Below are 11,941 nucleotides of genomic sequence, written 5' to 3' on the forward strand. Positions count from 1 at the left end.
CGACGAATAAGAGGTAGCCCGCCATGAACTTCGATTTCTCCGACGACCAGAAGCAGCTCCGCGACCAGGCACGCAAGTTCCTGACTGAGAAATGCTCGCCCAAGGCGGTGCGAATCGTGCTCGACGGCAAGGCGCCTTACGACAAGGAGCTCTGGAAGGGTCTCGCTGAGATGGGCTTTCTCGGTGTCGCAATCCCCGAGGAGTTCGGCGGTGCCGGCGCCGGACATCTCGAGCTCTGCGTGATCGCGGAAGAGATGGGCCGCGCCAACGCGCCGGTGCCGTTCTCCTCGACCGTGTACCTCGCCGCCGAAGCACTGCTGATTGCGGGCAGCGACACGCAGAAGAAGAAATGGCTGCCTGCGATCGCTGAGGGTGAGGCGATCGGCACGCTGGCGCTGTTCGAGGGCAAGGGCAACCCGTCGCCGAAGAACGTCAAGCTGACGGCTGCGAACGGCGTGCTCAACGGCGTCAAGAAGCCCGTCGCCGACGGTGCTATTGCCGATTTCGCGGTGGTCGCCGCACGCACGGGATCGAGCGGGCGCGACAATGACATCTCGCTGTTCCTGGTCGATCTCAAGGCCGGTGGTGTCGAGGTCAAGAGCCTCACCAATCTCGATCCGACCCGCGGACAGGCCGAGATCACCTTTCGAGATTGCAAGGCCGAGCCGCTCGGCGCTGCCGGCGAGGGCTGGAGCATCCTCACTCAGGTGCTTGACCGCGCCGCGGTGCTGTGCGCGTTCGAGCAGGTCGGCGGCTCCGATCGCGCGCTGGAGATGGGCCGTGACTACGCGCTCGACCGCATCGCCTTCGGCCGTCCGATCGGCTCGTTCCAGGCGGGCAAGCACATGCTCGCCGACATGTATGTCTCGGCGACGCTAGCGCGCTCCAACAGCTATTACGGCGCCTGGGCGCTCTCGACCAACGCGGCCGAGTTGCCGGAAGCCGCGGCTGCCGCCCGCATCAGCGCGACGCAGGCGTTCCAGCACTGCGCCAAGAACAACATCCAGGTTCACGGCGGCATGGGTTTCACCTGGGAGTTCGACTGCCACATGTACTACCGCCGCGCCAACGCAATGGCGCTGGGCCTCGGTAGCCTGTCCTATTGGGAAGACCAGTTGATCGACCGGATGCGGAAGAAAAACGCGGCTTGATGTTGTCGTCATTCCGGGACGGCGCGGTAGCGCCGAACCCGGAATCTGGAGATGAGTGAATAACATCGAGATTCCGGGTTCGCGCGGCGCGCGCCCCGGAATGACAGAGAGGCAAGACCATGAACTTCGACGACACCCCGCAGGAAGCCGAATTCCGCGCCATCGCCCGCGCCTGGATCAGCGCGAACGCGCCCAGGCAATATGAGGAGGAGCTGCGCAAATCCTCGCTCGGCCGCACCGTGCTCAAGAACGCCAACATTCTCGAAGTGGCGAAGGCCTGGCAGAAGAAGAAGGCCGACGCCGGCTGGGCCTGCCTGCACTGGCCGAAAGAGTATGGCGGTCGCGGCTCATCGCCGATCGAGCGCGTGATCTGGCAGCAGGAGGAGGGGCCGTTCGGCCAGCTCTCCCGCATGTTCATCATCGGCCATGGCATGTGCGGGCCGACCATGATGGCGTTCGCGCGCGAGGAGCATAAGCGGACATATCTGCCGCCGCTCGCCTCCGGCGAGAAGGTCTGGTGCCAGCTGTTCTCCGAGCCTGCCGGCGGCTCGGACGTTGCGGGCCTGCGCACGCGCGCCGAAAAGGATGGCGACGACTGGGTCATCAACGGCCAGAAGATCTGGACCTCGGGCGCGCATTATTCCGATTACGGCATTCTGCTCACGCGCACCGATCCGACCGTGCCCAAGCACAAGGGCCTCACCATGTTCTTCCTGGACATGAAGAGTCCCGGCGTCGAGGTGCGGCCGATCAAGCAGGCGAGCGGCGCCTCGGATTTCAACGAGGTCTATTTCACCAATGTCCGCATTCCCGATCATCAGCGTCTCGGTGAGGTCGGTGACGGCTGGAACGTCTCGCTGACCACGCTGATGAACGAGCGTAGCGCGATCGGCGCCGCCGTCTCGACCGGCTTTCCAGAATTGTTCGAGTATTGCTCCAGCCTGATGCTCGACGATGGCCCCGCGATCGAGGATCGCGCGGTGCGCTCGAAGCTTGCGAACTGGGCGGTGAAGGCGAGCGGGCTGAAATACACCAGCATGCGCGCGATCTCGGCGCTGTCGAAAGGCGAGCGGCCGGGGCCGGAAAACTCGATCGGCAAGCTGGTCGCAGGCTCCATGATCCAGGACGTTGCGACCTACGCCCTGGATCTGCAGGGCGCGGCCGGTGTCGTCAGCGGTGAGGATGGCGAGCTGGCCGGCCGCTTCCAGGCCATGCTGCTGCGCGCGCCGGGCACCCGCGTCGAAGGCGGCACCGACGAGATCATGCGCAACATCATCGCCGAGCGGGTGCTGGGCTTGCCCGGCGATATCCGTGTCGACAAGGACGTGCCGTTCAACAAGATCCCGACGAGGGGAAGGAAATAGCCGTCATTCCGGGGCGGCGAGCCGAACCCGGAATCTCGAGATGCGTAAGTAACCTCTGGATTCCGGGTTCGCGCGTTGCGCGCCGCGGAATGACAACAAAAGGGAAGCGCCATGAATTTCGACGACACCCCGCAGGAAGCCGCATTCCGTGAGACCGCGCGCAAGTGGATCGACGCCAATGCGCCGAAGGAATTGCATGCCGAGCTGTCGAAATCCTCACTCGGCCGCATTCGTCTTGCCAATCACGACATCGTCGATGTCGGCAAGGCCTGGCAGAAGAAGAAGTTCGAGGGCAATTGGGCCTGCCTGCACTGGCCCAGGGAATATGGCGGCCGCGGCGCGACGCCGATCGAAAAGGGGATCTGGCAGCAGGAGGAGGGCGTCTACGGCAAGCTGACGCAGCCGTTCCAGATCGGCGAGGGCATGTGCGGCCCGACCGTAATGGCCTTCGGCAGCGAGGACGCCAAGCGCCGTTACTTGCCGAAGCTGGCCGCGGGCGAGGAGATATGGTGCCAGCTGTTCTCCGAGCCGTCCGCCGGCTCCGATGTCGCGGGGCTTCGCACGCGCGCGGAGAAGAAGGGCGATAATTGGGTCGTCAACGGCCAGAAGATCTGGACCTCGGGTGCGCATTATTCCGACTATGGACTTTTGATCGCGCGCACCGATCCGAACGTGCCCAAGCACAAGGGCCTCACCATGTTCTTCCTGGACATGAAGAGCCCCGGCGTCGAGGTTCGCCCCATCAAGCAGGCCAATGGCATGCAGGAGTTCAACGAGGTCTATTTCACCGACGTGGTGATTCCCGACAGCCAGCGGCTGGGGGCCGTCGGCGAGGGCTGGAGCGTGTCGCTGACCACGCTGATGAACGAGCGCATGTCGATCGGCGCGCGGCTTGCGACCGGCGTGCCTGAGATGTTCGAGTTCTGCTCCAACCTCATGCTGGAGGACGGGCTTGCGATCGACGATCCCGCGGTGCGCTCGAAGCTGGCGAGCTGGGCGGCGAAGTCGAGCGGACTGAAATACACCAGCTACCGCACCATCTCGGCGCTGTCGAAGGGCGAGCGGCCTGGCCCGGAGAACTCGATCGGCAAGCTGGTGTCGGGCATGATGCTGCAGGACATCGCGACCTACGCCATGGACCTGCAGGGCGCGGCCGGTGTTCTCACCGGCAACGACGAGGAGACGGTGCAAGGCCAGTTCCAGCAGATGCTGCTGTCCTCGCCCTCGATGCGCATCGCCGGCGGGACCGACGAGATCCTGCGCAACATCATCGCCGAGCGCGTGCTGGGTCTGCCCGGCGACATCCGCGTCGACAAGGACGTGCCGTACAACAAGATCCCGACCAAGGGGCGGTGATCTCACCTCTCGCTGCACCTCGTAAGGTGGGCAAAGCGAAGCGTGCCCACCATATGCAGGTGCTGCGGGGTCCGTCGTGGGCACGGCGCGATGCGCCTTTGCCCATCCTACGAGAAGAGCGCGAGCTGATCCATGGACGCTAAAGTCAACCAGAACGACCGCATCGGTGTGCTCGAAGAGCTCCTCAACGAGCGCTACTCCGTCCGCGCCTTCCTGCCCAAGCAGGTCGACCGCGCCACCATCGAGCATGTGCTGACCACCGCGCAGCGCACCGCGTCCTGGTGCAACAGCCAGCCCTGGCAGGTCATCATCGCCAGCGGCGAAGCCAAGGAACGCTTCCGCAAGGCGATCTATGCGGAAGCCTCAAAGGGTCTCGGCGACGATTACGATTTCCCCCCGCCGCGGGAATATGTCGGCGTCTATCTCGAACGCCGCCGCGAAAGCGGGTTTCAGCTCTACAACACGCTCGGCATCGCCCGCGGCGACAAGATGGCTTATGCCAGGCAGGCGCTGGAGAACTACAATTTCTTCGGCGCGCCGCACGTCGCGATCATCCACACCAACGAGCCGCTCGGCATTTACGGTGCGATCGATTGCGGCGCCTATGTCAGCAATTTCATGCTGGCGGCGCAGGCACTCGGGCTCGGCACGATTCCGCAGGCGGCGCTCGCGCGGCGCTCCGGCCTGATCCGCCGCCACTTCAATCTGCCCGACGACCGCCGCGTCGTCTGCGGCATTTCGTTCGGCTATGCCGACAACAATCACAAGATCAACAGCTACCGCACCTCGCGCGCCAGCGTCGCGGATACCGTGACCTTTGTGGAGAAGTGATCGGGGGCGCCGCCTTTCGGACGCACGAAGGAGGCCGCGGAAACGGCCGCCTTCGTTGGTCTCGGTTCGCTTGACGCCGGCCGTCAGCCGCCGCTGCCGCCGATCACGGCTCGCACGGTCTCGTCCGGCCCGAAGTCCTCGGCACCGTCGACATAGAGCAGCGCGGCGAGCTTCGAGCGGGCGCGATTGACGCGGCTCTTGATCGTGCCGACGGCGCAGCCGCAGATCGAAGCCGCGTCCTCGTACGAGAAGCCGGAGGCGCCGACCAGGATCAGCGCTTCACGCTGGTCCTGCGGAAGCTTGTCGAGCGCCGTGCGAAATTCCTCGAACTCAAGATGCGCATTCTGCGACGGCTGCGTCTTCAGCGTCTTGGCGTAGTTGCCCTCGGCATCCTCGACCTCGCGCCGCCGCTTGCGATAGTCCGAGCGGAACAGGTTGCGCAGGATCGTGAACAGCCACGCCGGCAGGTTGGAGCCGGGCTGGAATGAGTCGATGTTGGCAAGCGCGCGGAGCAACGTCTCCTGCACCAGGTCATCGGCGCGGTCCGCATTGCCGCTGAGCGAGATGGCGAACGCGCGCAGGCTGGGTACGGCCGCCAGGATGTCGTTACGCAGGGAGTCCGTGAGAGGCATTAATCCCTCCCATTGTTGTTGTCGTTAGATCCCCCGTCATTTTCCACTTGGGGTGCCGCTCCCTGGGCATCAAGCTTCTTGATCAGTTCTGCGAACCGATCCGGAACCCCCTGCCGCACCACGTCGTCATACATGGCGCGCAGCTGGTGCCCGATCCGGGATTGAATCTCCGGAGTGAGCCCTCCCTTGCCGGGGGTCGTGCTTCTGGTTGCTTGAGACTTAAGATCTTTCATGACCTGTTCCACGTTTCCCCGAGTTAAGTAACTGTAAATTCGAGAAGTTTTCTCAACCGGGAGCCGTTCCCTGGATAGGCACAATTCCAGGTTCGAGGAAAAGTTCCCCCTCTCGCGGAACTTTTCTTGTCCTGAGGCGTAGTCAGCCCAGCAGGGGAACCCCGGCCTCCCCTCGTTGTTCCTGTTTCGCTGAGGCCGGCCCGAATACGAATGGAGTGGGGATGTCCCGTTCACAGCTTGTTGCTGAACACTTGCCGTTGTTGCGCCGGTACGCACGCGCCCTGACGGGCAGCCAGGCCTCCGGTGACGCCTATGTCGCAGCCATGTTGGAAGCCATGTTGGGAGATCCGGCGGTGCTCGACGAGAGCCATGGGCCGCGCGCCGGGCTGTTCCGGCTGTTCACCCAGATCTGGAATTCGGTCTCCGTCAACGACGATTCCGAGGTGACGACTTTGCCGATGCCGCCTGAGCGTCGGCTCTCGAACATCACGCCGCTGCCGCGGCAGGCCTTCCTGCTGCTCTCGCTGGAGGGATTTTCGGAAGAGGAAGTCAGCTACATCCTCGGCACCGATGTCGGCGAGACGCGGCGGCTTGCAGATGCCGCGGGCCGCGAGATGGCGGCCGAGATCGCGACCGATGTGCTGATCATCGAGGACGAGACCTTCATTGCCATGGACCTCGAAAGCCTGGTGAAGAATCTCGGCCATAACGTCGTCGGCGTCGCCCGCACCCATGCCGATGCGGTGGCGCTGGCCAAGAACAAGCGGCCCGGCCTGATCCTTGCCGACATCCAGCTCGCCGACGGCTCGTCGGGCCTGGACGCGGTCAACGAACTGCTGCGCACCTTCGAGGTGCCGGTGGTGTTCATCACCGCCTATCCCGAGCGCTTCCTCACCGGCGAGCGGCCCGAGCCGGCGTTCCTGATCTCAAAACCGTTCCAGCCCGCGATGGTGTCGGCGGTGGCGAGCCAGGCCCTGTTCTTCCAACGCAACTCGCGTAACCGCGCGCCGAAGGCGCCGGCGGCGTAAGACCTCGTTCGCGAAAAGATCGAATCCGGCGTGCTGCAAGGCACGCCGGATTTTTCATGCTCGCTCGCCGCGCTTGACGGATATCGAATTCGCCGCCCATACCTCCTCCTTGATGCCAATCGGAGATGAGCCCATGGACCAGCAACTCCTCGATCGTCTCGCCATCCGCGACCTCGTCGAGAACTGGGCGGTGTGGCGCGATGCCGGTGACTGGGAGCGCTTTGCCACGGTCTGGCACGAGGAGGGCTGGATGTCCGCGACCTGGTTTCAGGGGCCGGCGCGGGATTTCATGCGCGTCAGCCAGGAGGGGTTCGCCAAGGGCGTTCGCATCCTGCATTTCCTCGGCGGCACCAGCATCGATCTCGCCGGCGAGCGGGCCATTGCGCAGACCAAGATGACGATCTCGCAGCGGGCCCTGGTGCATGACGTGCTCTGCGACGTCGTCTGCACCGGACGGTTCTACGATTTCCTGGAGAAGCGGCAGGACCAATCAGGAATTGGCACATGGGGCATCGTCCGCCGTCAGCCGATCTACGAGAAGGACCGGATCGATCCGGTCGATCCCGCCGCGACGCTTCAGCTCGACCAGAAAGCGCTGGCCGCGCTGCCCGAAGGCTATCGCCATCTCGCCTACATGCAGGAGCTGATCGGCTACAAGGTCAAGCGCGACATGCCCGGCCTGATCGGGCCCGAGGTCGAGAAGCTCTATGGCGAGGGGCGGGAGTGGCTCACGGGAAAAGCCAAATAATCCGGACCAAAGTGATCCCCAGACAAAAGTAAGGCGCGACTGGCATCACCACAGTCGCGCCCTACGTCGCCGGCTTATGGGGCAGGGGGGAATAGCCGGCTGCTGAGACGACTCCCGGCTGCGCGAGTCGTTCCACGCGTTGCGAAATATTTTGCGCCCTGCTGCATTTGTCGCACACGGTTAAGTGATCGTAACGGCCAAGAACCCCCGGTCCTCGCCCTGCGTTGTTCCCGTGATTGCCATGGGGCGAGGGATCGACAGCCATGTCACAGATTCAAAAGGTTTTTTTAGGCGCCATTGCGATTGCGGCAACGCTCGGGGCGGTGCAATTGGCCTCAGGCCATGACCTGGCTGACCGCTGGCAGGCGGTTGTCGATGTGCCCACCTACAGTTCGAACTCCCTGTCCAGCCATGACGTCAATCGTGCCGGCAAGGCCGACCGCCTTGCCGAGATCAAGCCGGCTGCGGTTCCCACTCGGACCGTCTCGATGCGGCTGAACGACCTCGCCGATACCTCGGTGCTGCTGCGGGTCCCCGCGGTGATCGAGACCGGCAACGCCAAGCCGCCGGCACTGCTCCAGAACCAGAAGAAGGTTCGCGACAAGCCGACGATCGCCTGCGAGCCGATGGTCAGCTCCCTCACCGAGGTCGCCAAGCTGCTCCAGCCCGGCCGCTGCGTGACCTGATTCGCCGAAGAACCGGACAAATCGTCCTCCCGCCGGGAGGGCGATCGTTCACGTCCACTTGATCCCCTGTCCCCTCGCGCTATATCCCGGGTTTCTTCCCTTTCGTTTTGACCGGGTAAACGCATGACGACGTCAGACACGGCTGTGCATACGCAGCCCTTCCAGGCCGAGGTTTCCGAGCTTCTGCACCTCATGGTGCACTCCGTCTATTCCGAGACCGATATTTTCCTGCGCGAGCTCGTCTCCAATGCCTCCGACGCCTGCGACAAGCTGCGCTACGAGGCGATCGCCAGCCCGGCCCTGCTGGGCGACGGCGATGCGCTCAAGATCCGGATCATCCCGAACAAGAAGGCCAATACGCTCACCATCGCCGACAACGGTATCGGCATGGAGCGGCAGGAGCTGATCGACCATCTCGGCACCATCGCCCGCTCCGGCACCAAGGCGTTCGTGTCGAAGCTGAAGGAGGCCAAGGACGGCCTCGGCCTGATCGGCCAGTTCGGCGTCGGCTTCTATTCCGCCTTCATGGTCGCCGAGAAGATCACCGTGATCAGCCGCCGCGCCGGCGAGAGCGATGTCTGGACCTGGACGTCCTCCGGCGGCTCCGGCTTCGAGATCGCCCGTGCCAGTGACGAGGAAGCCGCGCGCGTCAAGCGCGGCACCGAGATCGTCCTGCACCTGAAGGACGATGCCAAGAAATATCTCGAGACCTACGAGATCGAGCGTATCGTCGGCGCCTATTCCGACAACATCCTGTTCCCCATCGAGCTCGTGCCGGAAGAAGGCGAGCCGCGCCAGATCAATTCGGCGAGTGCGCTGTGGCAGCGCTCGAAATCCGAGCTGACCGCGGACGATTACAAGAAGGCCTATCAGCAGATCGCGTCGGCCTTCGACGATCCCGCGATGACGCTGCACTACCGTGCCGAAGGACGCTACTCCTACGCCGTGCTGCTGTTCGCGCCCTCGACCAAGCCGTTCGACCTGTTCGAGCCGAACCGCAAGGGGCGCGTGAAGCTCTACGTCCGGCGCGTCTTCATCACCGATGATGCCGATCTGTTGCCGGGGTACCTGCGCTTCATCCGCGGCGTCGTCGACAGCGAGGATCTCCCGCTCAACATCTCCCGCGAGATGCTGCAGAACAATCCGCAGCTGGCGCAGATCCGCAAAGCGGTGGCGACCCGGGTCGTGTCGGAGCTCGAAAGCCTCGCCGACAAGGATGCGGAGAACTTTGCCAAGATCTGGGACGCGTTCGGTGCGGTGCTCAAGGAAGGCATTTACGAGGATTTCGAGCGGCGCGAAAAGCTGCTGGCGCTGTCGCGTTTCACCACGACGTCGGGCGAGAAGCGTTCGCTGAAGCAGGTCATTGCCGATTTCAAGCCGAACCAGACCGAGATCTACTATCTCGTCGGCGACAGCATCGAGCGGCTGAAATCCAATCCGCGGCTCGAGGCGGCAACCGCGCGCGGCATCGAGGTGCTGCTGCTGTCCGATCCCGTCGACGCCTTCTGGACCTCGATGCCCTCGGAGTTCGAGGGAAAGCCGTTGAAATCGCTGAGCCAGGGCGATCTCAATCTCGACCTGATCCCGCGCGTCGACGAGGCCGACGAGGCGAAGAAGGAGGCGCCGCCCGCCGATGAAGCCGCCACCATCGCCGTGATCAAGGCCGCGCTCGGGGAGCGCGTCAGCGACGTCAAGGCCTCGACGCGGCTCACCAGCTCGGCCTCCTGCCTCGTCGCCGACAGCCAGGGCCCGAGCCGCGAGCTCGAGCGCATCCTGTCGCAGCAGACCCGCGGCATGCGCACAAAGCCGATCCTCGAGATCAATTTGCGCCATCCGCTCGTGACTGCGATCACCAAGGCGCAAGCCGGTTCGACGGCGGTCGATGATCTCAGCCTGCTCCTGCTCGAGCAGGCGCAAATCCTCGACGGCGAGCTGCCAGAGGACCCGGCTGCGTTTGCGGCGAGGCTGAACCGGCTGGTGTTGCAGGGCCTCGGCGTATAGCGCCGCAGTGCACCGCTCTCACCTTGCCGTCATCTGTCCCTGGGAACAGTCGCCTCCGGCCTGGTGTTATGCCATAGCAGGCCGTCGGCACCAGCCGACGCCGTCGATTCGAGGATTACGTCCATGCGCTTGTCGATCTTGACCCTCACCGCGATTACCACGCTGCTGGTCGCGGCAGATGCCAGCGCCCAGACCTATGATCCGCGTTACCCGGTGTGCATGCACGTTTACACGCCCGGCGGCGGCTTCGGCGGGGGCGGCGGGGACTATTTCGACTGCTCCTTCACCTCACTGCCGCAGTGCCGCGCGACCGCATCGGGTCGCTCGGCCAGCTGCGACCTCAACCCCTACTACGCCTTCGACCAGCCACCGCAGCAGCGCCGGCGCCACAAGAAGGTGCAATAGCGATCCGCGATGCTGCAGACCGGAATAGTGTTGATGCGCTTCTCGTTCGGCCTGGTCTTGACCGCAGCCGCACTGCTCACGGCAGAGCCGTTGCAGGCGCAGACCTTTGATCCCCGATACCCCGTCTGCATGCATGTTTATTCAGGTGCGAACGGGGGAGGCGGTGAGTGGTACGACTGCTCCTTCACCTCGTTACCGCAGTGCCGCGCCACCGCTTCGGGTCGCTCCGCAATCTGCGATCTCAATCCGTACTACCCGCTCAATCCGCCGCCGCAGCAGTTTCGCCACAGGCGTGGCGGCTAACGCCAGACGATTGCTGCTACCGCTGGCGAGCGGATGCTCGCAAGACTAAAGCGCGATGAGATTTAGATGAATCGTCATCGCGCTTTAGGTTGTTGTTTGCGCATGATCTTTCCGGAAAACCGCTTCGCACTTTTCCGGATCATGCTTTAGTGCTTTCAATGGCTATTCCTTCCTGACCCCGGACAGCTCGACCACCTTGCGCCAGCGCTCGGTCTCGGCCGCCAGCATGCCGCCGAACTCACTGGCGTTGCCATGCAGCGGGATGGCGCCGAGCTCGGCGATGCGGGCCTTGATCACGGAATCGGACAGCGCAGCGTCGATCTCGCGATTGAGCAGATCGACGATCTCGCGCGGTGTGTCGCGCGGGGCGCCGACGCCGTAGAACGAGCTCGTCTCGTAGCCGGGCAGCGTGTCGGCGATTGAAGGCACGTCGGGCAGGATCTCGGAGCGCTCGCGCGTGGTGACGCCGAGGGCGCGCAGCTTGCCGGCGCGCACCAGCTCGAAGGACGAGGTGACGTTGTCGAACATGCCCTGAATCTGCCCGCTCATCACATCGGTCAAGCCCGGCGCCGAACCGCGATAGGGGACGTGGGTGAACTGCACACCGGCCATCGACTTGAACAATTCGCCCGAGAGGTGCAGCGAGGTGCCGATGCCTGAGGAGGCGATCGATATCCTGCCGGGATTGGCCCTGGCGTAGGCGATGAAGTCGGCGACGGTCTTCACCGGCAGATCGTTGTTGACGACCAGCACCAGCGGAATCCGCGCGACTCCCGCGACGGGCGCGATGCCCTGGGCGAAATCATAGGGCAACGCCGGATCGAACGAGGCGTTGATCGCATTCGCAGTCGAGGTCAGCAGCAGCGTGTAGCCGTCGGGTGCCGAGGTGATGACTGCCTGCGTCCCGATGTTGCTGCCGGCACCAGGCTTGTTCTCGACGACGAAGGTCTGGCCGAGCCGGTCGGACAGCCGCTGGCACAGCAGCCGCGACAGCACGTCGGTTGCGCCACCTGGTGCGTATGGCACCACCCATTTCACGCTGTGCGAGGGATAGGAGGGGTTGCCGAGCGCAAAAGCGCGCGGCGCCGCGAGCGCGGCTGCGGCACCGGCGGCAGTCTGGAGAAAATGTCGTCTGGTGATCATGGTCTGCATCCCGTTCTCGCTCTGCTATCGCAAGAATTGTGCAGCCGCGCACGCCGATCC

General features: G+C 64.0%; 13 protein-coding genes. 10 read left to right on the forward strand and 3 right to left on the reverse strand.

Annotation, left to right across the window (positions count from 1 at the left end; all coding sequences use genetic code 11):
- The first annotated feature begins 23 nt into the window (after positions 1 to 23).
- The 4 genes from X268_RS01980 to X268_RS01995 all read left to right on the forward strand — a co-directional run bounded on the left by X268_RS01980 (position 24) and on the right by X268_RS01995 (position 4,702).
- The gene (locus X268_RS01980) at positions 24 to 1,151 is read left to right on the forward strand and encodes an acyl-CoA dehydrogenase family protein (RefSeq protein WP_128923374.1); all 1,128 of its coding nucleotides are present in this window, start codon (positions 24 to 26) and stop codon (positions 1,149 to 1,151) included.
- A 119-nt stretch (positions 1,152 to 1,270) separates the two neighbouring features.
- Positions 1,271 to 2,515 carry an acyl-CoA dehydrogenase gene (locus X268_RS01985; RefSeq protein WP_128923375.1) on the forward strand — a complete coding sequence of 415 codons (1,245 nt, stop codon included), beginning with the start codon at positions 1,271 to 1,273 and terminating at the stop codon, positions 2,513 to 2,515.
- Between the two features lie 111 nt (positions 2,516 to 2,626).
- Positions 2,627 to 3,871 carry an acyl-CoA dehydrogenase gene (locus X268_RS01990; RefSeq protein WP_128923376.1) on the forward strand — a complete coding sequence of 415 codons (1,245 nt, stop codon included), beginning with the start codon at positions 2,627 to 2,629 and terminating at the stop codon, positions 3,869 to 3,871.
- A 132-nt stretch (positions 3,872 to 4,003) separates the two neighbouring features.
- Complete coding sequence (locus X268_RS01995) at positions 4,004 to 4,702, forward strand: nitroreductase (protein WP_128923377.1); 699 nt, start codon at positions 4,004 to 4,006, stop codon at positions 4,700 to 4,702.
- 83 nt (positions 4,703 to 4,785) lie between these two features.
- Here X268_RS01995 and X268_RS02000 read toward each other — a convergent pair whose 3' ends face one another.
- Positions 4,786 to 5,334, reverse strand: coding sequence for a sigma-70 family RNA polymerase sigma factor (locus X268_RS02000; RefSeq protein ID WP_018316216.1), 549 nt, complete (start codon positions 5,332 to 5,334; stop codon positions 4,786 to 4,788).
- Entirely contained in the window at positions 5,334 to 5,567 is a 234-nt protein-coding gene (locus tag X268_RS02005; RefSeq protein ID WP_164937475.1) for a NepR family anti-sigma factor, read from the reverse strand. The genes X268_RS02000 and X268_RS02005 overlap by 1 nt, the downstream gene beginning before the upstream one ends.
- Before the next feature lie 221 nt (positions 5,568 to 5,788).
- Here X268_RS02005 and X268_RS02010 point away from each other — a divergent pair, with 221 nt between their 5' ends.
- From X268_RS02010 to X268_RS02035, 6 genes are all read left to right on the forward strand, one after another.
- Positions 5,789 to 6,595 (forward strand): response regulator, encoded by an 807-nt coding sequence (locus X268_RS02010; protein ID WP_128923379.1) that lies wholly within the window; start codon positions 5,789 to 5,791, stop codon positions 6,593 to 6,595.
- A 133-nt stretch (positions 6,596 to 6,728) separates the two neighbouring features.
- Positions 6,729 to 7,343: a nuclear transport factor 2 family protein gene (locus tag X268_RS02015; RefSeq protein WP_128923380.1), complete on the forward strand. Its 615-nt coding sequence runs from the start codon at positions 6,729 to 6,731 to the stop codon at positions 7,341 to 7,343.
- Positions 7,344 to 7,606: 263 nt separating this feature from the next.
- Positions 7,607 to 8,029, forward strand: coding sequence for a hypothetical protein (locus X268_RS02020; protein ID WP_128923381.1), 423 nt, complete (start codon positions 7,607 to 7,609; stop codon positions 8,027 to 8,029).
- Between the two features lie 123 nt (positions 8,030 to 8,152).
- On the forward strand, positions 8,153 to 10,030 hold the full coding sequence (gene htpG / locus X268_RS02025) for a molecular chaperone HtpG (protein ID WP_128923382.1): 1,878 nt from the start codon (positions 8,153 to 8,155) through the stop codon (positions 10,028 to 10,030).
- Positions 10,031 to 10,153: 123 nt separating this feature from the next.
- Entirely contained in the window at positions 10,154 to 10,435 is a 282-nt protein-coding gene (locus tag X268_RS02030; protein WP_128923383.1) for a DUF3551 domain-containing protein, read from the forward strand.
- Positions 10,436 to 10,468: 33 nt separating this feature from the next.
- A complete protein-coding gene (locus tag X268_RS02035; RefSeq protein ID WP_128929115.1) occupies positions 10,469 to 10,738 on the forward strand; it encodes a DUF3551 domain-containing protein in 270 nt (89 codons plus the stop codon).
- Between the two features lie 162 nt (positions 10,739 to 10,900).
- Here the strand turns inward: X268_RS02035 and X268_RS02040 are convergent, their stop codons facing one another.
- Positions 10,901 to 11,881 carry a Bug family tripartite tricarboxylate transporter substrate binding protein gene (locus tag X268_RS02040; protein WP_128923384.1) on the reverse strand — a complete coding sequence of 327 codons (981 nt, stop codon included), beginning with the start codon at positions 11,879 to 11,881 and terminating at the stop codon, positions 10,901 to 10,903.
- Positions 11,882 to 11,941 lie beyond the last annotated feature (60 nt).

The sequence above is a fragment of the Bradyrhizobium guangxiense genome (assembly GCF_004114915.1).
In the GTDB taxonomy this organism is placed as follows: domain Bacteria; phylum Pseudomonadota; class Alphaproteobacteria; order Rhizobiales; family Xanthobacteraceae; genus Bradyrhizobium; species Bradyrhizobium guangxiense.

Bases quoted from the DNA above. Each gene is read 5' to 3' on its own strand.
- X268_RS02030 (WP_128923383.1), top strand. From the start codon at position 10,154: ATGCGCTTGTCGATCTTGACCCTCACCGCGATTACCACGCTGCTGGTC.
- htpG (WP_128923382.1), top strand. From the start codon at position 8,153: ATGACGACGTCAGACACGGCTGTGCATACGCAGCCCTTCCAGGCCGAG.
- X268_RS01985 (WP_128923375.1), top strand. From the start codon at position 1,271: ATGAACTTCGACGACACCCCGCAGGAAGCCGAATTCCGCGCCATCGCC.
- X268_RS01980 (WP_128923374.1), top strand. From the start codon at position 24: ATGAACTTCGATTTCTCCGACGACCAGAAGCAGCTCCGCGACCAGGCA.
- X268_RS01990 (WP_128923376.1), top strand. From the start codon at position 2,627: ATGAATTTCGACGACACCCCGCAGGAAGCCGCATTCCGTGAGACCGCG.
- X268_RS01995 (WP_128923377.1), top strand. From the start codon at position 4,004: ATGGACGCTAAAGTCAACCAGAACGACCGCATCGGTGTGCTCGAAGAG.
- X268_RS02010 (WP_128923379.1), top strand. From the start codon at position 5,789: ATGTCCCGTTCACAGCTTGTTGCTGAACACTTGCCGTTGTTGCGCCGG.
- X268_RS02035 (WP_128929115.1), top strand. From the start codon at position 10,469: ATGCGCTTCTCGTTCGGCCTGGTCTTGACCGCAGCCGCACTGCTCACG.
- X268_RS02000 (WP_018316216.1), bottom strand. From the start codon at position 5,334: ATGCCTCTCACGGACTCCCTGCGTAACGACATCCTGGCGGCCGTACCC.
- X268_RS02015 (WP_128923380.1), top strand. From the start codon at position 6,729: ATGGACCAGCAACTCCTCGATCGTCTCGCCATCCGCGACCTCGTCGAG.
- X268_RS02040 (WP_128923384.1), bottom strand. From the start codon at position 11,881: ATGATCACCAGACGACATTTTCTCCAGACTGCCGCCGGTGCCGCAGCC.
- X268_RS02020 (WP_128923381.1), top strand. From the start codon at position 7,607: ATGTCACAGATTCAAAAGGTTTTTTTAGGCGCCATTGCGATTGCGGCA.
- X268_RS02005 (WP_164937475.1), bottom strand. From the start codon at position 5,567: ATGAAAGATCTTAAGTCTCAAGCAACCAGAAGCACGACCCCCGGCAAG.